The sequence below is a fragment of the Nocardia heshunensis genome (genome assembly GCF_054782115.1).
Genome location: NZ_BAAGTC010000003.1, coordinates 1,065,261 through 1,086,851, shown reverse-complemented (window position 1 = coordinate 1,086,851; position 21,591 = coordinate 1,065,261). Strand labels below are relative to the sequence as shown.

Here is a 21,591-nt window from a genome sequence, read left to right as displayed (position 1 = left end):
CCGGCGCCTCCGCCGCGTTCGATCCGCCGACGGTCCAGTTCCACGCGATGCCCGGGACGGACGCGGCCGGTGACGAGCCACCGCTACGGTTGGACAAGGCGCTGCTGGACGAGGACATGCAGGCCCTGGTGGACGCCGAGACGGCCGCCGCGGATACCGACGAACCCGAGCCCACGCTGCTCGAGCAGATGGGCGGGATCAGCGGCCTGATCTACTCTTCGCTCCCGGTGCTGGTGTTCGTGCCGATGAATTCCTTCCTCGGCCTGACCGCCGCCATCTGGGCGTCGCTGGGTGTGGCCGCGGCGATTCTGGTGTGGCGCTTGGTGCGTCGCGATCCGATCCAGCCCGCGATCTCCGGTTTCCTGGGTGTCGGCGTGTGCGCGTTCATCGCCTACCGCATGGGTGAGGCCAAGGGTTTCTTCCTGTTCGGCATCTACGCGAGCCTGGTCTACGGTGGTGCGTTCCTGCTGTCGCTGGTGGTGCGCTGGCCGTTGGCGGGCGTGATCTGGGGTGCGCTCAACGGGCACGGCACGGGCTGGCGTTCGGACAAGGCCGCGATGCGTCTCTACGACATCGCGACCGCGGTGTGGGCGGTGGTGTTCGTGGCCCGCTACCTGGTGCAGAACCACCTCTACGACTCCAACAGCACCGGCTTGCTGGCCGCCGCTCGCATCGGAATGGGCTGGCCGCTAACCGCTGTCGCGGCGCTGGTGACCTTCTGGGCGGTGCGCAAGGCGGGCCATCTGCCCTCGCAGCAGCAGGCCCAAGCGTCCGCTTCCGGGGCCCAGGCCCCCGACTCTGCGGTCTAGACATCCGCCCGATCGGCCCCTTATCGCCATAAAAGCCCAAGGCGCAACACCTTCGGGGCCATGGGGGGACGTAAGGGGGTAACCAACCCACCCCTGGGGTACCTATTTCCGAGCCCCCGCTGCGAGCACGATCTTTCTCAGAAGCTACGAGAAAGGATCGAGCGGAGTGGTTACCGACGAGAAGGCAGTGGCAGCGCAGGAACGGGGCGAGGGGCTCGGGACCGCGGTGCAGACGGCAGCCTCGCGCCGGCACCCGGCGGGGCGGGGAGTCAAGAGCACGAGTGTGGCGACGTCGGAATCCCGGCGTGCGGCCGCTGAATTGGAGAAGCTGATCGGCCCGGCCGCGGCCGGTGACCGGGAGGCGGTCTCCGAAATTCTGAAGATCGTCTATCCGCTGGTGCGCCGCTACTGCGCGGCTCGCATGAGCGGGGCGGGTCACCTACATGTGACCGCCGACGATGTGGCGCAGGAGATCTGCCTGGCAACGGTGCAGGCGATTCCGCGCTACCGCGACCAGGGCAAGTCGTTCCTGGCCTTCGTGTACGGGATTTCGGCCAACAAGGTGGCCGATGCCTTCCGACGGGCGCAACTGCACCCGGCCTACCCGGTGGCGGAGTTCCCGGACGCTCCCGTGAACGAGGCGGGTCCGGAGGAGCGGGCGCTGGCGATGGAAACCCGCATGGCGGCACGCGATCTCATGCAGGTGCTGTCCACCACGCACCGTGAGGTGCTGGTGATGCGGATCGTGCTGGGGTGGACGGCGGCGCAGACCGCCGAGGCCATCGGCACCAGCCCGGGCGTGGTGCGGGTCATGCAGCACCGCGCGCTCAATCGGCTGCGTGCCGAACTGCGGGCGGCGTCCTGACAGTTCGGGGGGACGCTCGACGATGAGCTACGACGAAGAAGTGGGCCGGGCACCGGGGAGTGCGCCCGGCCCACTGTCGTGTGTGCGGGAAGATCAGGCCGGAGTGTCGGCGTCGTGCCCGAATCCGTTGACGCCGAGCGCCTTGCGCAGATCGTCCTCGGCCTCGACGGAGGCGACGAACAGCAGTTCGTCCTCGCCTTCCAGCGGGTCGTCGGGCTGCGGGACGATGACGCGCCCGCCGCGCAGGATGGTCACCAGGGCCGCGTCGCGCGGCAGCGTGAGGGTCCGAACGGCCCTGCCCGCCAACGGCGTATCGGTGGGCAGCGTGATCTCGACCAGGTTGGCCTGACCCTGCCGCAGCGTCATCAGCCGCACCAGATCGCCGACGGAGACCGCCTCTTCGACCAGCGAGGCCAGCAGCCGCGGCGTCGACACGGCCACATCGACACCCCAGGAGGAGTCGAAGAGCCACTCGTTGCGGGGATCGTTGACGCGGGCCACCACTCGGCCCACCCCGAATTCGGTCTTGGCCAGCAGCGCGAACACCAGGTTCACCTTGTCGTCGCCGGTGGCGGCGATGACCACGTCGTAGGTTTCCAGCCCGGCTTCTTCGAGGGTCTCGAGTTCGCAGGCGTCGGCGTGGGTCCAGACCGCGTTGGGCGCGCTGGTGGGGTCGATGTGGTCGAGGCGGCGTTCGAGCAGCATGACCTGATGGCCGCCGCGCAGTAGTTCCTGGGCGATCGAGCGTCCGACGGCTCCCGCGCCCGCGATGGCTACCTTCATGTTCAGTCCTCGCTCGCAGGTGCGTTGCCCGCCAAGGCGACAGCTTCGCCGACGGTCCCGGAGGTGGCGGCGATGTAGACCAGGTCATCGGCCTGCAGCAGGGATTTGCCGTTGGGCAGCACGCCTTGTCCGAAGCGGATGACGAACGCCACCCGTGCGCCGATGGCCTCCTCGAGCGAGTGCACGGTGCGCCCGTACCACTCCTCGTGCAGCACGAGTTCGGTGACCGCGACGGTGCCGGTGGGGTCGCGCCAGGTGGTGGTGGACTGATCGGCGACCAGGGTGCGCAGGAAGCGGTCGGTGGTCCACGGCACGGTGGCGATGGTGGGGATGCCGAGGCGCTCGTAGACGGCGGCGCGTTTGGCGTCGTAGATGCGGGCCACGACGCGTTCGACACCGAAGGTCTCGCGGGCCACGCGGGCGGAGATGATGTTCGAGTTGTCGCCGGAAGAGACGGCGGCGAAGGCGCCGGCGCGTTCGATTCCGGCGCGGGTCAACACATCTCGATCGAAGCCGACGCCGGTGAGGCACAGTCCGGGGAAGTCACGGCCCAGCCGCAGGAAGGCACTGGAGTTCTGATCGATCACCGCGACCTCGTGGCCGATGCGGACGAGGGCGCGGGCGAGCGAGGAACCGACCCGCCCACAACCCATGATCACGACGTACACCGTACGAACCCCATTCCCGAAAAGCGTGGTGTGCGGTTTGGTTGCTTGTTCGGGTGGCAACCGTACCGCTCGAGTTTCACCGCGAGCACTTTCCCCCTCCGGAAGTTGTTCAAACCGGAATCGGAAAAACCTCACAGCCCTCGAGGCCAACCCTACGACCGACTCGCGCCGCGAACACAGCCGTCGCCGCACTGCCTTATGCTGCCAGGAGTGTCGAAGTTGACGACGGCCGCCAAGCGCATGCTGGTCGGCCGCCCTTTCCGCAGCGATTCTCTCGGGCATACGCTGCTGCCCAAGCGGATCGCGCTCCCGGTTTTCGCCTCGGACGCGCTGTCATCGGTGGCTTACGCGCCCGAGGAGATCTTCCTGGTGCTGTCGGTGGCGGGGCTGTCTGCCTACGCCTACGCACCCTGGATCGGTCTCGCGGTCGCGCTGGTGATGGCGGTGGTGGTGGCCAGCTACCGGCAGAACGTGCACGCCTACCCGTCCGGTGGCGGTGACTACGAGGTCGCGACCAAGAATCTGGGGCCCACCGCGGGATTGACCGTCGGCAGTGCGCTATTGGTGGATTACGTGCTCACCGTGGCGGTGTCGATTTCCTCGGCGGCGTCGAATATCGGTTCGGCAGTGCCGTTCGTCGCAACGCACAAAGTGTTGTTCGCGGTCAGCGCGATTGTGATTCTCACCGCGATCAATCTGCGCGGCATCCGCGAATCCGGTACCGCCTTCGCGATTCCCACCTACGCCTTCATGATCGGCATGGTGGTCATGCTGCTGTGGGGCTTCACCCGGATCGGCGTGCTGGGGCAGACCGTGCACGCCGAGTCCTACGGGTTCGGGCTCAAGGCCGAGGAGTCGCATCTGGCCGGGTTGGCGTTCGTGTTCCTGGTGGCGCGCGCGTTCTCGTCCGGCTGTGCCGCGCTGACGGGTGTGGAGGCCATCAGCAATGGTGTGCCCGCGTTCCGCAAGCCCAAGTCCCGCAATGCCGCGACCACGTTGCTGCTGCTGGGCGGCATCGCGATCACCCTGTTCATCGGCATGATCATCCTGGCCCAGAAGATCGGCATCGTGTACGCGCACGACAGCGCCGACCTGATCGGCGCGCCGGCCGGATACGAGCAGAAGACGATGGTGGCGCAGCTGGCGGGTGCGGTGTTCTCCGGCTTCCCCGTGGGGTTCTACTTCATCACCATCGTCACCGCGCTGATCCTGGTGCTGGCGGCCAATACGGCGTTCAACGGGTTCCCGGTGCTGGGTTCGATTCTGGCGCAGGACCGTTTCCTGCCGCGCCAGCTGCACACGCGCGGGGATCGGCTGGCGTTCAGCAACGGCATTCTGTTCCTGGCCGGTGCGGCCATCGCGTTCGTGGTGCTGTTCGGCGGTGAAGTGACGCGGCTGATCCAGCTCTACATCGTGGGCGTGTTCGTGTCGTTCGTGCTGAGTCAGACCGGCATGCTGCGGCATTGGACGCGGTTGCTGCGCACCGAGACCGATCCGGCGCAGCGGGCGCGCATGAAGCGTTCGCGGGTGATCAACGCCATCGGCCTGACCATGACCGCGACCGTGCTGATCATCGTGCTGGTCACCAAGTTCCTGGCGGGTGCGTGGATCGCCATCGTCACCATGGCGGCCATCTTCGGGTTGATGAAACTCATTCGCCGCCACTACGACACGGTCTCGCAGGAACTCGACGAGACCGAATGGGACGGTGTGCTGCCCAGCCGCACCCACTCCATCGTGCTGGTGTCCAAGCTGCACCTGCCGACCAAGCGCGCCCTCGCCTATGCCCGTGCCACCCGACCCGACACCATCGAGGCGATCACCGTGAACGTGGACGAACCCGATACCCGGGCGCTGGTGCGCCAGTGGGAGGACAGCGATATCGCGGTGCCGCTCAAGGTGATCGAGTCGCCGTATCGTGAGATCACCAAGCCGGTGGTGGATTACGTGAAGCGGGTGCGCAAGGACGCCCCGCGCGACGTGGTCACCGTCTTCATTCCGGAGTATGTGGTCGGTCACTGGTGGGAACAGTTGCTGCACAACCAGAGTGCGTTGCGGCTGAAGGGACGCCTTTTGTTCGAGCCCGGTGTGATGGTGACCAGCGTCCCGTGGCAGCTGTCCTCCTCGGCGGGTCGCGCCCGCCCGGGACGCATCGCGAATGCGCCCGGCAATATCCGTCGCGGCTTCGGAGACGAGCGATGAGCGCCGGATCCGATTGGTACGGCGAGATCTTCGAGGTCCGCCTCGGCCCGCCCGGCCACGGCGGCTTCTGCGTCGCCCGTCACGAGGGCCGCGTCCTGTTCGTGCGCCACGGCCTGCCCGGCGAACTGGTCCGCGCCCAGATCACCGAGGACCGCGGCGGCTCCTTCTGCCGCGCCGACGCCATCGACATCCTCGAACCCTCCCCCGACCGCATCCCCGCCACCTGCCCGGTCTCCGGCCCCGGCGGCGCCGGCTGCTGCGACTTCACCTTCGCCACCCCCGCCGCCCAACGCGACCTCAAACACCAGGTAGTCGCCGAACAACTCCGCCGCCTCGCCAACTGGGAACCCGACTTCACCGTCGAAGCGATCCCCGTGCCCGCAGGCCTCCCGAGCGGCGTTGCGGCGCAACTCGACACCCTGACCGGCGCGACCCCGGACGTCGGCACGGCCCACTCTGGCGGACCTTCCGCGACATTGGCCGTGCGGCCGACAGGTCTCGGTCAGGTGCGCGGTGCGACTACCCGCCTGGCCGCCACACTCCTGGCCCCTGAATCTGGCGCCGTGGGTGCGGCAGCGGAGCCCACCCCGGCGCACGAACTGACCACGGCGAGTGGGGGTTCGGACGACCTGCCCGCCGCCACGCCGGGTCGGATCGGCGGCGTGGCAACCCACCTCGCACGCACCCTGGTGACTCGTTCCGAAGCATCGGAGGACACGTCGCTGGCGACAGCGGTGCCGGGCCGCTCGCGCACGGCGAATCCGGGCATGGCCAACTTCACGGACGTGGAAACGGTGCAGGGCGGCGCGATCGTCACCCCGGCCGCGCATCGTGAAGAGACCGGCGCTGCTTCGGGTGTCGCGTCATTGTCGATGGATGCGTACGCCGGGGGCTGGCGGAGCCGGGTGCGGCTGACAGTGGACTCGGATGGCAGGGCCGGGGTACATCGGTACCGCAGTACCGAGGTGATCACGGATCTGCGGTGCCCGCAGCCGATGGCCGGGGCGATGGAGGGAATCGCCGAGCGAAAGTGGACACCCGGCGCGGATCTCGTTGTCGCCGTGGACGGTGACGGCATGCGGCATCTCGTCGAGGTGGCTCCGGCCGCCGATGAGCGTGGCGATCGGCGCGGGCGGGGCGCCGATCGTCTCGGCCGGGGCGGTGATCGGCGTGAAAGTGGCCGGGGCGCTGCCGGGCGGCGGGGCGGGGATCGCGGTAGTACTGCCGCGCGGCGGGCTGCCGCGCACGGTGCTCGTGCCGAGCGGGTGATCGACGGGACCGGGCGGGCTGTGCAGTATGTGGCGCAGCGGCGGTGGGAGGTGTCGGCGACCGGGTTCTGGCAGCCGCATTACGGTGCGGCGCAGGCGTATTCGGATGTGGTGGCGGAGTGGGCGCAGGCTGCGCCGGGGTCGCTGGTGTGGGATCTGTACTGCGGTGTCGGGGTGTTCGCGGCCCGGCTCGCGGGGCAGGTCGGGGATGCGGGTTTCGTGCACGGCGTGGAATTCGCGCGCGACGCGGTCACCGAAGGCCGTGCCGCACTGCGCGACATGCCGTGGGTTGATCTGACGGTCGCCCGCGTCGAGCGCTGGATCCACGAACAGCCCAGCACCGCACCGGATGTGGTCGTCCTCGACCCGCCCCGCGCGGGCGCAGGCAAGGAAGTCATCGCCGCCCTGAGTGAACGTTCCCCTCGTCGCATCATCCACATCGGCTGCGACCCCGCAGCTTTCGCCCGCGACGTGGGCCTCTACCGCGCCGCCGGGTACGAACCCCGCGCCCTGCGAGTCTTCGACGCCTTCCCCGGCACCCACCACATCGAGTGCATCACCCTCCTCGAGCGATAACGCCACTCGTCATTCCGGCGTGCCCTTGGCCGGAATCCACAGTCGCCGTGGAGTTCGGCCGGTGTGGATCCCGGCCGAAAGCACGCCGGGATGACGGAGTGGGTGGGGTGGGCGGTGGCGTGATGGGGACAGGGGAAGGGTTGGGGGACGGGGGGATTGGGGGTGCGCCAAGATGTAGCCCGTGACTACGTTGTCGGATCCGACTGTGGCGTCGGTGGTCGAGCTGATCTATGGGGATCAGTCGCGGTTTCATTCGCTCGAGGCGTTGCTGTTGGGGGTGGATCTCAAGCGGCCGGAGTATCGGGCCGAGTTGTGGGTGAATGCGGACAGTTACTGGGGGCGGCTGGTGACGCCGGTGTACGGGGCGCGGGTGGCGGCGTTGGAGGGGAGTGCGGAGGCGGATCGGGCGCTGCTGGATCTGGTCGAGGTGACGGTGGCGCGGTTCCTGCGCGGAGAGTCGTTGGCGCGCAAGCAGCTTCCGGCGTGGATGGCGGGATTGCGCACCGCGCTGCTGGTGGACGGGTACCGGATGAAGCTCGACCGGCCGGGCGGCACCGGCCCCGAGGGTGAGGTGCGCTGCCGGTTGAAACCCACCCCGTGGCTGCCCGCACGATTGGCCGAACGGGTGGCGCTGCTGTGCACCGAGCTGGAGGTGCGCGGCCAGCAGACCGCGCTCGACCATCTGCGTCAGGCGATCAAACACTATGAGCGCGGCCGCTTTCCGGCCTGTGAGAAGCGGCTGCGCTCGGCCCTGCAGCAGGTGGCCGCCTACGCCGCGGGCACCGGCGACCCCGACGGCCCGCGTAATGTGCGCCACCTCGTCGACACCGGCCGCGTCACCATCGCCGACGGCACCCGCCTGCTGCACGATCTGCGCGGCCTGATCGTCGACGACCCGTTCCCGCACCGAACCCGCCCCGACGCCACCCGATTCCGCATCCAGCTCACCGCCGCCCGCGCCGCCTCACTGCTGGCGAAAGTCGAACTCTGACCCGGCAGCCCAGGATCCGGCGGCGTCGGGACGATTGGCTTAGGCGAGCTGCCAGGTGACCCGAATGCTCGCCGACACTTCACTCTCGCCCAGCTGCACCGGCATCGCGCCCGCGGAGTCGGCCATCTTCTCCGCGGCAAAGGCGATGCGCGGCTGCGGAACCGGCCCGGAAATGTTCTCGGTGATCTCGAGCACCGGTCCGAGGGTGCGTCCCGCCCGGAACACGTACTGTTCGGCCTTGCCCAGCGCGTGATCCCAGGCCGCGTTCCGTGCGCCGACCATCAGGATCTCCTCGTCGGCCACGGTGAGCGTGAGCCCGCCCAGCCGCACATCGTCGCCCCCGGCCGCCACCGCGTGCGCGATGATGTCCGCCGGTCCGCCCTCGGACTTCGCTTCCCCGTCGGCATCGGCGATCTCGCGCAACGTCACCGTCAGCGACGTCCCCGCGATATACCCGACCAGCTTCTCCCGATTCCCGTCCGTCCACACGGTGTCCGCCCGCACCGTCAACCCACTGGTATTGATATCGCGCCCCGCGACCCCGTCGGCCCGCAGCGACCCGATCACCGCATCGGCCCGCACCCCGGCCTGCGCGTAAGCGGCCGCCACACTGTCCGCCCGGGTCTCCACCGACAGCGACACCCGCATGATGTCCGGTGTCGCACTGGCCGACCCGGCCCCGATCATCGTGATCGTCCCGACGGTGTTCTCGCTGCTCACGAATTCCTCCTCGATCGAACCGGCCACAACCCCGCCGATGCTACCGACGCCCCGAACCCACCCCCCGCTGCCGCGCGCGACCCTCAGGCGACCGGTTGCTCGGTATCGGTTGCCTGATCGAGCGCCGCGGCGAGTGAGCGTGCGCCGGTGGCGATCTCGCTGGCCGCGGTCAGGTCGAGGCGGATGTCGTGATCGGAGGCGGCGGCGGGGCCGTCGTGGTGGACGATGCCGGAGTCGGTGATCACGTAGTGGAAGGCGGTGTCGCCGATGCGGACCGTCACCGTGCCGGAGGGGACGAGTTCGGCCACGGCCCGGCCCAGGGGGAGGGCGAACCAGTGGGCGCGGACGGCGTCGGTGGCGCGCTGCTCGCCGAGTTGAGCGGTGCCCCAGGCGGACAGCGAGTCCAGGACCGGGCGGAGTGCGGTTCCGGAGTCGGTGAGTTCGTAGAGGGCGGTGCCCGCGCGCGGGCCGACCCGGCGTTTGGTGAGAATCCCGTCACGTTCGAGGTCCTTGAGCCGGGCGGCCAGCACATCGGTGCTGATGCCGGGGAGGTCGGCGAACAGGTCGCTGTAGCGGCGCGGTCCCGAACACAATTCGCGGACCACCAACAGGTTCCACCGGTCGCCCACGATGTCGAGGGCGCGGCTCACGGTGTCGTAGTGGTCATAGCTGCGGCGTGGCACGATCCCACTGTAACCAACAACTTGGAAAAACAAAGTGCAAACTTGGAATTTCCAAGTAGAGTGTGCGGCAACCACACCGAGAAGGGGTCGTTCATGCAGGTGAAGCAGTCGAGCAAGCTGGCGGGCGTGTCCTACGAGATCCGCGGGCCGGTCGCCGAGCATGCCGCACGGCTGGAGGCGGAGGGGCATCACGTCGTGAAGCTCAATACCGGCAACCCGCTGACCTTCGGCTTCGAAGCACCCGCCGAGCTGTTGCAGGACATGGTCCGCAATCTGCCGCAGTCCAGCGGCTACTCCTCGTCCAAGGGGCTGCTCTCGGCGCGGCGCGCGGTGGTGCAGTACTACCAGACCCTCGGGCTGGCCGAGCTCGACGTCGAACAGGTCTTCCTGGGCAACGGCGTTTCCGAGCTGATCATGATGGCCATGACCGCGCTGCTCGAGACCGGCGACGAAGTGCTGGTTCCCGCACCGGATTTCCCGCTCTGGACCGCCGCCACCGCGCTCAACGGCGGGCGCCCGGTGCACTACATCTGCGACGAGGGCGCGGATTGGATGCCGGATATCGCCGACATCGAATCCAAGATCACCGACCGGACCCGGGCGCTGGTCATCATCAACCCGAACAACCCCACCGGCGCGGTGTACGCGCCCGAGGTGGTCAAGGAGATGCTCGAGCTGGCGCGCCGCCACAACCTGGTGGTGTTCTCCGACGAGATCTACGACAAGATCCTCTACGACGGCCTGACCCATACCGCGACCGCGTCGCTGGCCCCGGATCTGTTGTGCCTCACCTTTTCTGGGCTGTCGAAGTCCTACCGGGCCGCCGGATTCCGCGGCGGCTGGTTGGCCATCACCGGCCCGATCGAGCACGCCGAGAACTACATCGAGGGCCTGACCATGCTGGCCGGGCTGCGCCTGTGTGCGAATGTGCCCGCGCAGCAGGCGATTCAGGCCGCGCTCGGCGGGTACCAGAGCATCTACGACCTCACCCTGCCCGGCGGCCGCCTGCGCGAGCAGCGGGATCGGGCGTGGGAGGCGCTCAACGCGATCCCGGGCATCTCGTGCGTGAAGCCCAAGGGCGCGCTGTACGCCTTCCCGCGCATCGATCTCGACATGTACAAGATCCACAACGACGAGCAGTTCGTGCTGGATCTGTTGCTGCGCGAGAAGATTCACATCGTGCAGGGCACCGGCTTCAATTGGCCGCGCCCCGACCACTTCCGGATCGTGACGCTGCCGCACGCCGATGAGCTCGAAGCGATCATCGAGCGCATCGGCCGCTTCCTGGCAACGTACAAGCAGTAGGTCAGACCGGGCGTCCGGCCGTCATCCCACCGTCGACCACGAATTCGGCCGCGTTGCAGTAGCTGGATTCGTGGCTGGCCAGGAAGACCACCATCGCGGTGACCTCCTCGGGCGCGCCGAGCCTGGCCAGCGGGTTCGCGTCACGATTGGCGGTGGTGCCCTCGGGCACACCGATCATCGGGGTCAGAATCCCGCCCGGGTGCACGGAATTCACGCGCACCCCGTGCGGTGCCAATTCGATCGCCGCCGACTTGGTCAGTCCGCGCACCCCGAACTTGGAGGCGGTGTAGGCGTGCGCGCCGGGCACGCCTTGGATCCCGGCCGCGGAGGAGATGTTCACCACCGACGCGGGTCGGGCCGCCACCAGCGCGTCGCGGGCGGCGGTCAAGCCGAGGAACGGTCCGGTCAGGTTGATGGCCAGGGTTCGCTGCCACTGCTCCTCGGAATATGTTCCCAGCGGCCCGAAGTCGAGAATGCCCGCATTGTTGACCAGCACGTCGAGCTTGCCGAACCGCTCGACCGCCGTATCCACGGCCGCCCGCCAGTCCGCGGAACTGGTGACGTCGAGATGGATGAACGCCGCGGCATCACCGAGTTCGGCGGCCAGCTTCTCGCCCGCCTCGTCGGAGATGTCACCGATGAGGACCGAAGCCCCTTCGGCGACAAAGGCTCTCGCATGCGAGGCCCCCATCCCCGATGCCGCACCGCTGATCAGGGCTACCCGCCCGTCGAGTCTTCCAGTCATGCTCGCTGTTTTCCGTCCAGATCGATGAGGGTGCGTTCCGGGCGGAACACACAGCGGGTGGTGGTGTAGATGGTGGGCATGCACTTGTTGCAGTGCACGCAGGCCGAGCGGGTCGCCGCATCGGATTCGATGCGGCGCAACAGGTTCGGTTCGCGGAGCAGGGCGCGGGCCATGGCGACGAACTCGAAGCCCTCGGTGCGGGCCAGGGTCATGGTGTCGAGGTTGGTGATACCGCCCAGCAGGATCAGCGGCATGGACAGTTCGCGGCGGAACTGGCGGGCGCGGTCGAGGAGGTAGGCCTCCTGGTAGGGGTATTCCTTCAGGAAGGCGCGGCCGACCGCGCGGAAGCCCAGGCGGGCGGGGCCGGGGAGGACCTTCGCGAAGTCGGCGCGCGGGGCGTCGCCGTGGAAGAGCAGCATGGGGTTGAGCAGTGAACTGCCCGCGGTCAATTCGAGTGCGTCGAGTGCGCCGTCGGCTTCCAGCCAGGCGGCGACCTGCACGCTGTCGGGGACGGTGAGGCCGCCGCGCCGCCCGTCCTCCATGTTGAGTTTGGCGGTCACCGCGAGCCGATCGCCGACGGCTTCCCTTACTGCGCAGGCGATTTCGCGGGCCAGCCGAGCCCGGTTGGACAGCGATCCGCCCCACCGGTCGCGCCGCCGGTTGAGCAGCGGGCTCAGGAATGAGCTCACCAGATAGTTGTGGCCGAAATGGATTTCGACCGCGTCGAACCCCGCCTGTTCGGCCAGCCGCGCCGCATTCGCGTGTGCCGCAATGAGTTCGCGGATCTCGGTGTCATCGGGCACGTGCATGGCCTGCATGCTCAAGGGACTGAACAGGCGGCTCGGCGCGAGCGCGGGCGCGCGATTGGAGGCGGCATTCGCGACCGGCCCGGCATGCCCGAGCTGGGCGCTGGCGGCCGCACCCTCGGCGTGCACGGCGTCGGTCAGTTCCCGCAGTCCCGCAACGGCTTCCGGACGCATCCAGATCTGATGCCGGTCCGTGCGACCGCCCGGCGCGACCGCGCAGTAGGCGACCGTGGTCATACCCACCCCGCCCGCCGCGACCTCGCGGTGGAACTCGATCAGCTCGGGTGTGACGAGCGCCTTCGGCGTGCGGCCCTCGAAGGTGGCCGCCTTGATCACCCTGTTGCGCAAGGTGATCGGGCCGAGTTTCGCCGGCGTGAAGATGTCGTTCATGAATGTTCTCCCGGTGCGGTGAGTCCGGCCACCACGAAGTCGCGCAGGGCCGTCAGCGCGGGTCCGGACATGCCGTGCTCGTCGAGCTCGGGACTGCCGAAGCGCATGATGATCAGGTCGAAGGCCAACATCCAGCGCCGCTTGGCAACGCTCGGAGGGAGCTCGGGCAGCAGGGGAGCCCAGTTGTCCATCCGGAACCAGGGGCCCTGCCACGAGGTGAGGTGGCGGCCCAGCACGAAGCGCGCCAGCAGCCGAAGGTGCAAGCGCCCCAACGGATCCGCGGCCAGCTCCAGGAACGGCGCGAGGATGGTGTCGACCATCTCCGGCACCGAATCCCGCCCGCCCTTGGCGCGCGCCATGCCGTCGGCCCACAGGGGACCGAGCCGCGCCTCGATGAGCGCGCCGACGAGCGCCTCCTTGCACCCGAAGTGATAGTGCACGGCCGCCGGATTGGCTCCGGCCTTGGCGCACACGGCCCGCACCGAGACCTCGTCGTAGGGCTCGGTCAGCAGCAGCTGCTCGGCCGCGGCCAGCAATCGTTCGCGGGTTCCCGCCGCCACCTTCTCGACCATGCCCAGTAGTGAAACACGTTTCAATCATCAATTCAATCAGTGATTGAATTGATGCGAGAGAGTGCCCGCCGCGAGTGCGGCGGGCACTCCCCGGGCGGGAATGGCCGGGCTGCGCAGGGTGTCGTCGGTGGTGTGGGAGTGTCGGCGCGGGCGGGAGCAGCCGGGGCGGTTAGCGTCGGCGGCATGGACTCGATCGTGCAGCGCGTCTTGAGCTTCCCCGCGATCTGGACGTACGTCGTGGTGGCGCTGCTGGTCGTCGCCGAGGAGGCGATGGTCTTCGGCCTGCTGGTCCCGGGTGATACCGCCGCCATTCTGGCCGGTGTGGCCGCCAGCCGCGGGCATCTGAGCATCGCCGCCACGCTGGCACTGGTCATCGTGTCCGCGCTGGTCGGGGCGAGTATCGGCTACTGGATCGGCCGGGTGTACGGCACCCGCATGCTGCAGTGGAAGATCTTCAACCGCTACCGCGACAACCTCACCAAGGCAGGCGAATTCCTGCAGCGCCACGGCGGCTGGGCGATCCTCGTCGGCCGCTTCAGCACCTTCTTCCGCACCATGCTGCCCGAACTGGTCGGCATGTCCCCGATGTCGTTCGGCCGGTTCTTGGCCGCGAGCGCGGTGGGCGCGATCATCTGGGGCTCGGTGCTGGTGCTGTGTGGCTACCTGATCGGCCAGTCCTTCACGGTCATCCTGAAGCGCATCGACTCCGACCTGCTGATCATCGTCCCGATTCTCGCGGTGCTCGCCCTGATCTACTGGAAGTGGCACCGCCACCGCAGCGCCGGCGCGGAGTGAGCTACTCGCTCTGCGCCCAGGCCGCGACCGGAAGCGTCAGGTACACACCGATATTCGCGTCCACGAACTTCTCGATATCGGCCAGCATCCGATCACACCGCTCCTGCCGGTTCTCCGCCCGGCTCGCGAAGTACTTCGACCGCACCTCGATCACAAGATCCATCCCACTGCGATCGAACTTCCCCAACGGCCGGAATCGGATCTCCACATCCCCGGGCTGGAGATCCCCGTCATACGGCTCCTCCGGACACTCGACCGCCGTCGACACCAGATGCGGCAACCATTCCCCCAACTCCCGCAACACGGTCTCGGGTAGTTCCGGGTTGTAGGTCACCTCGACGAGCGGCATCGGCCCAGTCTATTGGGTTGGCGCGCCGCTGGATTGGTACACCGGCACTCAGGTCGGCTGCTCGCGGGCGACGCCGCTCTGTGACCGCTCAGGAGGTACGCACGCTCGCGATCAGGGCCTTGGCCTGGTCGGCGGCGAGTTCGCCGATGGTGCCGCGGTCGGCTTCGACGACGAGCGCCAGGGTGGCGTTGCGCGGGCCGGTGAAGGCGAAGGTGTAGACGGAGTAGGCGTTGGCGGTGCAGCCGGAAAGGGTCGGCTTCCAGGGGCCGGAGGCTTCCACCTGTTGACCGGCGATGCCGCTCTTGGTGGTGACGGGGGTGGGGGCGCCGGGGTTGCCGCCCTTGGCGTCGTCGTAGCCGCTCTCCACGGAGATCTTGGTCGCCTTGGTGGCGGCGGCTCCGAGGTCGGTGACGCCGTCGACCTGGGCCACGAACGCGAGGGCCCGGTAGGCCGAGCCGGGGCAGTAGTTCTGTCCCTCACTGGATTTGGCGTAGCCGAACAGGGCGCCGTCGGTGCCGGTCTGCAGGGAGGTCTCGGTCGGTGCGGCGATGGTCCAGCCGTTGGGGACGTCGTAGCTGATGCCCAGCGACGGGGCGACCACGGTGGTGGCCCCGGCCTTGGGTCCACCGGAGGTGGAGGGACCCTTCGACGGGCTGGGCTTGCCGGTCGGGGCCGCGCTCGCGCTGGTGGAGGGCGCGGCGGTGGTGGTGGAGTCGTCGCGGGTCAGCACGTAGGCCGCGAGGCCACCGCCGACCAGGACGACGACCGCCGCGATGGCCCCGAGAACGATCCAGGTGCGGTTCGGACCGCCGGGCGGCGGCGTCGGACCGTAACCGGGAATCGGTTGCTGCCCTGGGTAATTCGGCGGGTAACCGGGCGGGTAATTCGGGTCCGGCTGCTGCCCCGGATAGTACTGCTGTGTGGGCTCGTATCCCGGCTGCTGCACATATCCCGGCTGCGGCGCGTACGCCGGGTACTCGATCGGCTGGGCTCCGGTCTGCGGCTGGCCCCAGACCTGTTGTCCCGCATCCGGATACCCCCACGCCTGCTGCCCGGGGTTCGGAGTCCCGGGATTCGGTGATCCGTAGGGGTTGGCCCAGTGATCGTTGTTGTCCGTCACGCCTGGTCACCCTATCGGGTGTCCACTAGCCCTGCGAGGCGGGAGTTTCCGGCTCCGGATCGACGGGGGTCCGGCGCGGGGACAGTGTGATCACACCCGCGTCCAGATCCACGGCCAACCGCGGCCGATGCTGCTGACCGTCGCCCGCCTCGCTGCTGTCGTCTTCGAGCTTCTTACCGGGGAACAGTTCGCCTATGACGCCCATCCCTCCACCCTAACCCTCACATCCGGTAGCGCCGGGAGCCGTAGGTGGGCCCGATACCGCGCGGTCCCCAGCCGCGGCGGCCGCGCGCGAACGCGAAGAACACGAGCGGGAACAGGAAGAAGGGGAAGAAGTGGGTGGCCACCGCGAAGGCGATCGCGAAGATCAACGCCACGATCAGCGCGATCGGGGCGAACGGCGGTGGGCGGCGCGGCATCGGTGGCGGGGTGAGGATCTGCGGGGTGACCGGCTGTGGGCGGGGCAGATCACCGAACAACACCGCGAGTTCGCCCGCGGTCTTGGCGGCGTACGCCCGGCTCACCCGGTCGTCGTATTCGGTGACGTCGAGGCGGCCGGCCGCGAAGTGGTCTCCCAGCGCGGCCGCGGCTCGTTCACGTTCCGCGGTGCCGACGCGGACATCGGGCGGTCCGTAGACCGCAGGATCGAAATCGGTCATGACATCCGGCCTAGAGGGGAAGGGAATCTCGTTGTCCGCCAGCGTAGGCCCGTTCGCGGCGGCGTGCCTGCACGTGTCGACGTAATCCTCGCTACGTCGGCTGACGTAGGCCCGGCCGGGTGGTTTCGGCGGCCAGCGCGACGAATTCGGCGACCTTCGGATTGTCGGCCCGATTGCGCCACACCAGCCGCACCCGGGCCGCGGCCAGGCCGGTGAGCGGCACGAATGCCACCTCCGGGTGGGTGAAGTAGGTGGGCATGGCGGTGGTGGTCGCGAAGACCGCGTCATTGTGGGCGACCGCGGAGAGCATCTCGGGTTCGGTGCGCGCGGGCGGCGCGGCCGGAATCGGACGGCCCGACGGGGTGACCGCGGGTGGCCAGAATCCGCGAGCGAATTCGGGGCTGACATCCGGATGCGGTCCGATGACCCGCAATTCGGCCAGATCCTCGACATCGATGCTGGCGCGCGATGCCCACGGATGGCGGCGCGCGATGGCCAGCAGCCGCGGGAACTCGCCGACCTCGGGACCGACGGTGAGATCGGGCTGATCGATCGGGGTCAGGCTGATCTGCACATCCACTTCGCCCCGCCGCAGCGGTCCGTAGATGTCGGTCCACGGGATCTGGGTCAGTGTGACCGCGCAGTGCGGATGTCGGGCCCGGAAACCGGCGAGCGGTGCCTCCAGCGTGGACCCGTACGGCCCGAGGAAGCCGATCCGCAATCCGCGTGCCAGCGTCCGGGTTTCGATCATGGCTCGCTGCAGGTCGTCGAAGGCCGGGCGGACCCGCGACAGCAATTGCTCGCCCAGCGGATTGAGGGTGACCCGTCGGCTGGTGCGTTCCACCAGGCGGCGGCCGATGCGCCGTTCCAGGCTGCGGATCAACTGGCTCACCCGGGGCTGGGACACGCCGAGGCGAATCGCGGTGCGCCCGAAGTGCAGTTCTTCGGCCAGCACCACGAAGGCTTCCAATTCGGCCGGATCGACGCGGGTATCGCGCAAAGAGTCTTCGATTAGCATTTCTTATCGATTCTCCCGGATTTCGCCGTTGATGGCCAACCGGCGGTGCCCGATCCTTGTTCGGTGAGTGGTGCGCGGCGTTTGGTGGTGGGTATCAGCGGCGCGACGGGTATCGCGTATGGGGTGCGGGTGTTGGAGTTGGCCCGCAAGGCGGGGGTGGAGACGCACCTGGTGGTGACCCCGGCGGGGCAGCAGACCCGCGCCTATGAAACCGGTCTCACCGCAGGCGATCTCGCGGCCATGGCCGACGTTACCTACCGGCCCGCCGATATCGGCGCGGCCATCGCGTCCGGTTCGTTCCGGACCGCCGGAATGATCGTGGCCCCGTGCTCGATTCGCACGCTGTCGGCGGTCGCCTACGCCAATAACGACAACCTGCTCACCCGCGCCGCCGACGTCACCCTCAAGGAGCGTCGCCGCCTGGTGCTCATGGTGCGCGAAACCCCGCTCACGCTGGCGCATCTGCGCGCCATGACCGCCGTCACCGAGATGGGCGGCATCGTCATGCCGCCGGTGCCCGCCTTCTACCTGAATCCCGAATCGGTCGCCGACATCGTCGACCACACCGCCGGGCGCGCCCTGGACCTGCTCGGCATCGACGTCCCCGACCTGCCCCGCTGGGGCGAATCCTCGATCGAAGGAAAGTGAAAGAGGCTGTGGCCCATCTGAAGAGCCTGCGCGAGTTCATCGACGCGCTCACCGCGATCGGCGAGATCCAGCAGATCGACACCGAGGTCGACTGGAACATGGAGCTGGGCGCGATCATTCGCCGCTCCTACGACCTGAAGGCACCCGCGCCGCTGTTCACCAATATCACCGACTACCAGGACAGCGGCTTCCGTGTGCTGGGTGCGCCCGGTGCACTCTCGGGTCCCGAACACCGGCTGGCGCGCATTGCGCTGGCGCTGGGCCTGCCCGCCGACGCGACCGGTCAGCAGATCGTGGAGGCGCTCGCGGATGCCCGCGCCAAGCCCGGTATCCCGCCGGTGGTGGTGGATCGCGCGGACGCGCCCTGCAAGCAGAACGTCAAGCTCGGCGACGAGATCGACCTGTTCGCGTTCCCGACGCCGAAGCTGCACGGCAATGACGGTGGCCGCTACATCCAGACCTACGGGATGAACATCGTCAAGACCCCTGACGGCTCGTGGACCAACTGGTCGATCAACCGCATGATGATCCACGACCGCAACACCCTGGCGTGCCTGATCCCCGGGCCGCAGCATCTGGGCATCATCCGCTCGAAGTGGACCGAGATCGGCAAGCCGATGCCGATCGCGCTGGCCATCGGCGTGGAGCCGGGCCTGCCGTGGGTGGGCGGCATGCCGATTCCCGAGGGTGAGGACGAAACCCATTTCCTGGGCGCGCTTTTCGGCGAGGGCCTGGAACTGGTGCCCGCCGAGACCGTCGACCTGCTGGTCCCCGCGACCGCCGAGATCGTCATCGAGGGCCACATCGCCCTCGACGAGACGGTCCTGGAGGGCCCGTTCAACGAATTCCCCGGCTACAACGCCACCGAGGCCAGCCTCAAGCAGGTCTTCCACGTCTCCGCCATCACCTACCGTGACGGCGCCATCCAGCCGACCGTGGCCGCGGGCCCGCCGGTGGAGGAGGACCACACCATCATCGGCACCACCAGTGCCGCCGAGATCCTCTACCTGCTGCGGCAGGCCGGACTGCCGGTCTCCTCGGCCTGGTACAACTTCGAGGCGGCCGTGCACTGGCTGACCCTCGCGGTGAAGCAGGACTGGCACGAGACCACCGGTCTGGGCTCGCACGAGTTGGTCGACCAGATCGCGAAGATCATCTTCACGGGTAAGCCGTCGGTGAACGCGCCCAAGATCCTGGTGGTCGAGGACGATGTCGACATCACCAACCTCGACGAGGTGGTGTGGGCCTTCGCGACTCGCTCGCATCCCGATATCGACCGCGGCGAATTCCATTACCCGGCAGCGATTTCCGACCAGCTCGCGGTCTACCTCTCCCCGGAGGAATCCCATTCCTTCAAGGCGGGCAAGGTCATCTACAACTGCCTGCTCGCCGACCATTTCCCCGCCGGCCGCCGCCCGATCAAGGGCAGCTTCGAGAACGGCTGGCCCACCGAGATCCAGCAGCGCGTCCTCGACCGCTGGCAGGAGTACGGCTACCGCTGAGCCGCAACGACTTCGGGAGTGATCGTCCGACCGACCGCGGGGTGTCGGGCGATCTTCTCCCGGAACGGTCGGATGCCGCCGTGCGCAGCAACCACGCGCACGGCGGCATCGGCCTGGGGATAGGCCGCGGCTGAGAGCCGTTCCAGCAGTGCGAGTTCGATATGCGGGGCCTGGCTGGTGAGCCGGTCGAAACGGGCGGTTGGCGCCACCGGCGCGCGCTCGGCGGCGTCGGCCTGAAGGCTCATAGCGAGGGATGGGTGGCGACCGAGCGGAGTGCGGCGTCGGCCTGGGTGTAGGCCGTCGCGGCCAGGCGTTGCAGGAGAGCCAGTTTGGCTTCCGGCGCCTGGGCGGTCAGGGCATCGAAGCGGGTGGGGGACAGGACGGCCACCCGTACCATGGTTTCGGCGTGCACGTCATTGGCGAACGGCACATCCGCGAGCATGGAGGTCTCACCGAACGACAGCCCGGGGGTGAGGGTGATGAGGCGGTGGCGGCGGTTGTCGCGGTCGGTGAAGGTGAAGCGGACCCGGCCGTCGAGAATCAGGAACAGGCCGCTGCGGGGACTGTCGCGGGCGACGATGAGCTCGCCGCGGGCGATGGTGCGGGTCTCGAATTCCTTTGCCAGCCGGGCGCGTTCGTCATCGGGCAGATCGGCCAGCGCGGGATGTTCGTCGATGGTCAGCGCGGCCGGACACTCCTGGCCGGGTGGGCGATGCCGGTCGAGGATGAGCTCTTCGCACCACTCGGTGGCGGCGTCGCGGTCGACGAACACCCGCCCGCGCGGATCCTTGGGATCCAGGCTGGACACCAGGTGCCCGAGCTTGGCGTCCGGATCGACCAGGGCCACCCGGCAACCGGTGGCGGCGAGCGCGGCCTCCAGGTCGTTGAGCATGCGGATGGCGACCGGGCTGACATCGCCGACCTCGCGCAGGTCCAGGACCAGCGCCTCGAGCTCGCCGGGGGTCTCCTCGGCGGCGCGGACCGCCGATTCCGCACCGGCGAACAAGAGATCGCCGTGCAGCTCGAAGATCCGCGCGTGGTCACCGAATTCGTGCAGTACGGCCATTTCATCGGCGTCGCGCCGCAGCCGGGAGGGGGCTTCGGCCACCGAGTAGGCGGCGCGAATCGCGGTGTGCGCAGCGCGGGTCACGTGCAGGAAGTGCAGGCCCAGGCGGTCCGAGAGTTCCCGGCAGACCTTCACCCCGCGCACGCTGCTGCCGTGCGCGTCAAGCCTGGGGGAGTACACGGCGATGCCGATCTGCCCGGGCAGCACGGCCAGGATGCCGCCGCCCACACCGCTTTTCGCGGGCAGCCCGACCGTGGTCACCCATTCGCCCGCCGAGTTGTACATGCCGCAGGTGGTCATGACCGAGAGCACCTGCTCGACCAGCGGCCGGGTCAGCGCGCGTTCGTGGGTCAGCGGATTCATGCCGTTGTTGGCCAGGGTCGCGGCCATCACCGCGAGATCGCGCACGGTGACGTCGATCGAGCACTGCCGGAAATAGGTGTCGACCGCTTCGTCCGGATCGATGTCGACGATGCCCGCGCCGCGCAGCAGCAGCCCGATCGCGCGATTGCGGAATCCGGTGCGCGCCTCCGAGGCGTACACCGCCTCGTTCATGGTGAGCTCGCGTCCGGCGAATCGGCTGTAGCTCCGCCGAATTCGGGCAAACCGGTCGGCCGCGTCGGTGCCCTTGATCAGCGAGGCCGCCGCGATCGCCCCGGCATTGATCATCGGGTTGCGGGGCCGCTGTGTCTGGGGGTCCAGACTGATTTCGTAGAACGGCTCCCCGGACGGCTCCACATCGATGTGCCGCGACACCTCGTCCGGGCCCCGATCGGCCAGGGCCAGCGCGTATGTGAACGGCTTCGAGATCGACTGAATCGTGAAGGCGGTGTCCAGATCTCCGCTCCCGTACACCCGCCCGTCCGCGGTAGCCAGACAGATGCCGAACGAATCGGGTTGCACCGCCGCGAGTTCCGGAATGTAGTCGGCCAGCGTTCCCGACGTGTCGGCCCGGCACAGCTCGTACACTTCGTCGATGATGCGGGCCACGACGCCGCCGGAGGGGACCACCGAGCCACTCTAACCGGCGTAACGTGTGGGGAGCCTCACA

At 68.5% G+C, this 21,591-nt stretch carries 23 protein-coding genes and 1 pseudogene; 10 read left to right on the top strand and 14 right to left on the bottom strand.

Going from position 1 to position 21,591, the window contains the following annotated elements; translation table 11 throughout:
• Positions 1 to 116: 116 nt before the first annotated feature.
• Both ACYVN4_RS11965 and ACYVN4_RS11960 read left to right on the top strand, forming a co-directional pair.
• Positions 117 to 809, top strand: coding sequence for a DUF3159 domain-containing protein (locus ACYVN4_RS11965; RefSeq protein WP_460720581.1), 693 nt, complete (start codon positions 117 to 119; stop codon positions 807 to 809).
• 283 nt (positions 810 to 1,092) lie between these two features.
• Positions 1,093 to 1,674, top strand: a complete 582-nt coding sequence (locus tag ACYVN4_RS11960; RefSeq protein WP_460720579.1) for a sigma-70 family RNA polymerase sigma factor — start codon at positions 1,093 to 1,095, stop codon at positions 1,672 to 1,674.
• A gap of 93 nt (positions 1,675 to 1,767) precedes the next feature.
• Here the strand turns inward: ACYVN4_RS11960 and ACYVN4_RS11955 are convergent, their stop codons facing one another.
• Entirely contained in the window at positions 1,768 to 2,457 is a 690-nt protein-coding gene (locus tag ACYVN4_RS11955) for a potassium channel family protein (RefSeq protein WP_460720245.1), read from the bottom strand.
• A gap of 2 nt (positions 2,458 to 2,459) precedes the next feature.
• The gene (locus tag ACYVN4_RS11950) at positions 2,460 to 3,125 is read right to left on the bottom strand and encodes a potassium channel family protein (protein WP_460720243.1); all 666 of its coding nucleotides are present in this window, start codon (positions 3,123 to 3,125) and stop codon (positions 2,460 to 2,462) included.
• 210 nt (positions 3,126 to 3,335) lie between these two features.
• On the opposite strand from ACYVN4_RS11950, the gene ACYVN4_RS11945 reads away from it, so the two are divergent.
• The 4 genes and pseudogenes from ACYVN4_RS11945 to ACYVN4_RS11930 all read left to right on the top strand — a co-directional run bounded on the left by ACYVN4_RS11945 (position 3,336) and on the right by ACYVN4_RS11930 (position 8,162).
• On the top strand, positions 3,336 to 5,327 hold the full coding sequence (locus ACYVN4_RS11945; protein ID WP_460720241.1) for an APC family permease: 1,992 nt from the start codon (positions 3,336 to 3,338) through the stop codon (positions 5,325 to 5,327).
• Positions 5,324 to 5,701 (top strand): annotated as a pseudogene (locus tag ACYVN4_RS11940) (TRAM domain-containing protein); the annotation flags it as partial. The gene ACYVN4_RS11945 and the pseudogene ACYVN4_RS11940, both read left to right, overlap by 4 nt.
• A 393-nt stretch (positions 5,702 to 6,094) precedes the next feature.
• On the top strand, positions 6,095 to 7,171 hold the full coding sequence (locus tag ACYVN4_RS11935; RefSeq protein ID WP_460720577.1) for a class I SAM-dependent RNA methyltransferase: 1,077 nt from the start codon (positions 6,095 to 6,097) through the stop codon (positions 7,169 to 7,171).
• A 181-nt stretch (positions 7,172 to 7,352) separates the two neighbouring features.
• On the top strand, positions 7,353 to 8,162 hold the full coding sequence (locus ACYVN4_RS11930; protein WP_460720239.1) for a hypothetical protein: 810 nt from the start codon (positions 7,353 to 7,355) through the stop codon (positions 8,160 to 8,162).
• 39 nt (positions 8,163 to 8,201) lie between these two features.
• Here the strand turns inward: ACYVN4_RS11930 and ACYVN4_RS11925 are convergent, their stop codons facing one another.
• Positions 8,202 to 8,882, bottom strand: coding sequence for an SIMPL domain-containing protein (locus tag ACYVN4_RS11925; RefSeq protein WP_460720237.1), 681 nt, complete (start codon positions 8,880 to 8,882; stop codon positions 8,202 to 8,204).
• An 83-nt stretch (positions 8,883 to 8,965) separates the two neighbouring features.
• The gene (locus ACYVN4_RS11920; protein ID WP_460720235.1) at positions 8,966 to 9,565 is read right to left on the bottom strand and encodes a winged helix-turn-helix transcriptional regulator; all 600 of its coding nucleotides are present in this window, start codon (positions 9,563 to 9,565) and stop codon (positions 8,966 to 8,968) included.
• A gap of 93 nt (positions 9,566 to 9,658) precedes the next feature.
• Here ACYVN4_RS11920 and ACYVN4_RS11915 point away from each other — a divergent pair, with 93 nt between their 5' ends.
• Positions 9,659 to 10,870, top strand: a complete 1,212-nt coding sequence (locus tag ACYVN4_RS11915; protein WP_460720233.1) for a pyridoxal phosphate-dependent aminotransferase — start codon at positions 9,659 to 9,661, stop codon at positions 10,868 to 10,870.
• Between the two features lies 1 nt (position 10,871).
• On the opposite strand, the gene ACYVN4_RS11910 is transcribed toward ACYVN4_RS11915, so the two are convergent.
• Genes ACYVN4_RS11910 through ACYVN4_RS11900 form a run of 3 tightly spaced genes read right to left on the bottom strand, consistent with a single transcriptional unit; the run spans position 10,872 to position 13,383 of the window.
• Complete coding sequence (locus ACYVN4_RS11910) at positions 10,872 to 11,615, bottom strand: SDR family oxidoreductase (protein WP_460720231.1); 744 nt, start codon at positions 11,613 to 11,615, stop codon at positions 10,872 to 10,874.
• Complete coding sequence (locus ACYVN4_RS11905; RefSeq protein WP_460720229.1) at positions 11,612 to 12,811, bottom strand: NADH:flavin oxidoreductase; 1,200 nt, start codon at positions 12,809 to 12,811, stop codon at positions 11,612 to 11,614. The genes ACYVN4_RS11910 and ACYVN4_RS11905 overlap by 4 nt, the downstream gene beginning before the upstream one ends.
• Positions 12,808 to 13,383 (bottom strand): TetR/AcrR family transcriptional regulator, encoded by a 576-nt coding sequence (locus tag ACYVN4_RS11900; protein WP_460720227.1) that lies wholly within the window; start codon positions 13,381 to 13,383, stop codon positions 12,808 to 12,810. Before ACYVN4_RS11900 ends, ACYVN4_RS11905 begins: the two co-directional genes overlap by 4 nt.
• 183 nt (positions 13,384 to 13,566) lie before the next feature.
• Here ACYVN4_RS11900 and ACYVN4_RS11895 point away from each other — a divergent pair, with 183 nt between their 5' ends.
• Positions 13,567 to 14,178 carry a DedA family protein gene (locus ACYVN4_RS11895; protein WP_460720225.1) on the top strand — a complete coding sequence of 204 codons (612 nt, stop codon included), beginning with the start codon at positions 13,567 to 13,569 and terminating at the stop codon, positions 14,176 to 14,178.
• A 1-nt stretch (position 14,179) separates the two neighbouring features.
• Here ACYVN4_RS11895 and ACYVN4_RS11890 read toward each other — a convergent pair whose 3' ends face one another.
• The 5 genes from ACYVN4_RS11890 to ACYVN4_RS11870 form a co-directional block, all read right to left on the bottom strand.
• On the bottom strand, positions 14,180 to 14,527 hold the full coding sequence (locus ACYVN4_RS11890; protein ID WP_452402871.1) for a hypothetical protein: 348 nt from the start codon (positions 14,525 to 14,527) through the stop codon (positions 14,180 to 14,182).
• 88 nt (positions 14,528 to 14,615) lie between these two features.
• Positions 14,616 to 15,647 carry a hypothetical protein gene (locus ACYVN4_RS11885; RefSeq protein ID WP_460720223.1) on the bottom strand — a complete coding sequence of 344 codons (1,032 nt, stop codon included), beginning with the start codon at positions 15,645 to 15,647 and terminating at the stop codon, positions 14,616 to 14,618.
• A gap of 25 nt (positions 15,648 to 15,672) precedes the next feature.
• On the bottom strand, positions 15,673 to 15,852 hold the full coding sequence (locus ACYVN4_RS11880; protein WP_460720221.1) for a hypothetical protein: 180 nt from the start codon (positions 15,850 to 15,852) through the stop codon (positions 15,673 to 15,675).
• Between the two features lie 16 nt (positions 15,853 to 15,868).
• Entirely contained in the window at positions 15,869 to 16,306 is a 438-nt protein-coding gene (locus ACYVN4_RS11875; protein ID WP_460720219.1) for a DUF1707 SHOCT-like domain-containing protein, read from the bottom strand.
• 91 nt (positions 16,307 to 16,397) lie between these two features.
• Complete coding sequence (locus ACYVN4_RS11870) at positions 16,398 to 17,324, bottom strand: LysR family transcriptional regulator (protein ID WP_460720217.1); 927 nt, start codon at positions 17,322 to 17,324, stop codon at positions 16,398 to 16,400.
• Positions 17,325 to 17,387: 63 nt separating this feature from the next.
• Here ACYVN4_RS11870 and ACYVN4_RS11865 point away from each other — a divergent pair, with 63 nt between their 5' ends.
• Positions 17,388 to 17,972: a UbiX family flavin prenyltransferase gene (locus ACYVN4_RS11865; RefSeq protein ID WP_460720215.1), complete on the top strand. Its 585-nt coding sequence runs from the start codon at positions 17,388 to 17,390 to the stop codon at positions 17,970 to 17,972.
• Positions 17,969 to 19,474: a UbiD family decarboxylase gene (locus ACYVN4_RS11860; RefSeq protein ID WP_460720213.1), complete on the top strand. Its 1,506-nt coding sequence runs from the start codon at positions 17,969 to 17,971 to the stop codon at positions 19,472 to 19,474. Before ACYVN4_RS11865 ends, ACYVN4_RS11860 begins: the two co-directional genes overlap by 4 nt.
• Here ACYVN4_RS11860 and ACYVN4_RS11855 read toward each other — a convergent pair.
• Together ACYVN4_RS11855 and glsA are read right to left on the bottom strand one after the other, a co-directional pair.
• A complete protein-coding gene (locus ACYVN4_RS11855) occupies positions 19,465 to 19,719 on the bottom strand; it encodes a hypothetical protein (RefSeq protein ID WP_460720211.1) in 255 nt (84 codons plus the stop codon). The genes ACYVN4_RS11860 and ACYVN4_RS11855 overlap by 10 nt on opposite strands.
• Positions 19,716 to 21,551, bottom strand: a complete 1,836-nt coding sequence (gene glsA / locus ACYVN4_RS11850; protein ID WP_460720209.1) for a glutaminase A — start codon at positions 21,549 to 21,551, stop codon at positions 19,716 to 19,718. The genes ACYVN4_RS11855 and glsA overlap by 4 nt, the downstream gene beginning before the upstream one ends.
• Between the last annotated feature and the right edge of the window lie 40 nt (positions 21,552 to 21,591).

Bases quoted from the DNA above. Each gene is read 5' to 3' on its own strand.
- ACYVN4_RS11910 (WP_460720231.1), bottom strand. From the start codon at position 11,615: ATGACTGGAAGACTCGACGGGCGGGTAGCCCTGATCAGCGGTGCGGCA.
- ACYVN4_RS11895 (WP_460720225.1), top strand. From the start codon at position 13,567: ATGGACTCGATCGTGCAGCGCGTCTTGAGCTTCCCCGCGATCTGGACG.
- ACYVN4_RS11955 (WP_460720245.1), bottom strand. From the start codon at position 2,457: ATGAAGGTAGCCATCGCGGGCGCGGGAGCCGTCGGACGCTCGATCGCC.
- ACYVN4_RS11875 (WP_460720219.1), bottom strand. From the start codon at position 16,306: ATGACCGATTTCGATCCTGCGGTCTACGGACCGCCCGATGTCCGCGTC.
- ACYVN4_RS11935 (WP_460720577.1), top strand. From the start codon at position 6,095: ATGGCCAACTTCACGGACGTGGAAACGGTGCAGGGCGGCGCGATCGTC.
- ACYVN4_RS11900 (WP_460720227.1), bottom strand. From the start codon at position 13,383: ATGGTCGAGAAGGTGGCGGCGGGAACCCGCGAACGATTGCTGGCCGCG.
- ACYVN4_RS11870 (WP_460720217.1), bottom strand. From the start codon at position 17,324: ATGCTAATCGAAGACTCTTTGCGCGATACCCGCGTCGATCCGGCCGAA.
- ACYVN4_RS11905 (WP_460720229.1), bottom strand. From the start codon at position 12,811: ATGAACGACATCTTCACGCCGGCGAAACTCGGCCCGATCACCTTGCGC.
- ACYVN4_RS11915 (WP_460720233.1), top strand. From the start codon at position 9,659: ATGCAGGTGAAGCAGTCGAGCAAGCTGGCGGGCGTGTCCTACGAGATC.
- ACYVN4_RS11965 (WP_460720581.1), top strand. From the start codon at position 117: ATGCAGGCCCTGGTGGACGCCGAGACGGCCGCCGCGGATACCGACGAA.
- ACYVN4_RS11855 (WP_460720211.1), bottom strand. From the start codon at position 19,719: ATGAGCCTTCAGGCCGACGCCGCCGAGCGCGCGCCGGTGGCGCCAACC.
- ACYVN4_RS11880 (WP_460720221.1), bottom strand. From the start codon at position 15,852: ATGGGCGTCATAGGCGAACTGTTCCCCGGTAAGAAGCTCGAAGACGAC.
- ACYVN4_RS11890 (WP_452402871.1), bottom strand. From the start codon at position 14,527: ATGCCGCTCGTCGAGGTGACCTACAACCCGGAACTACCCGAGACCGTG.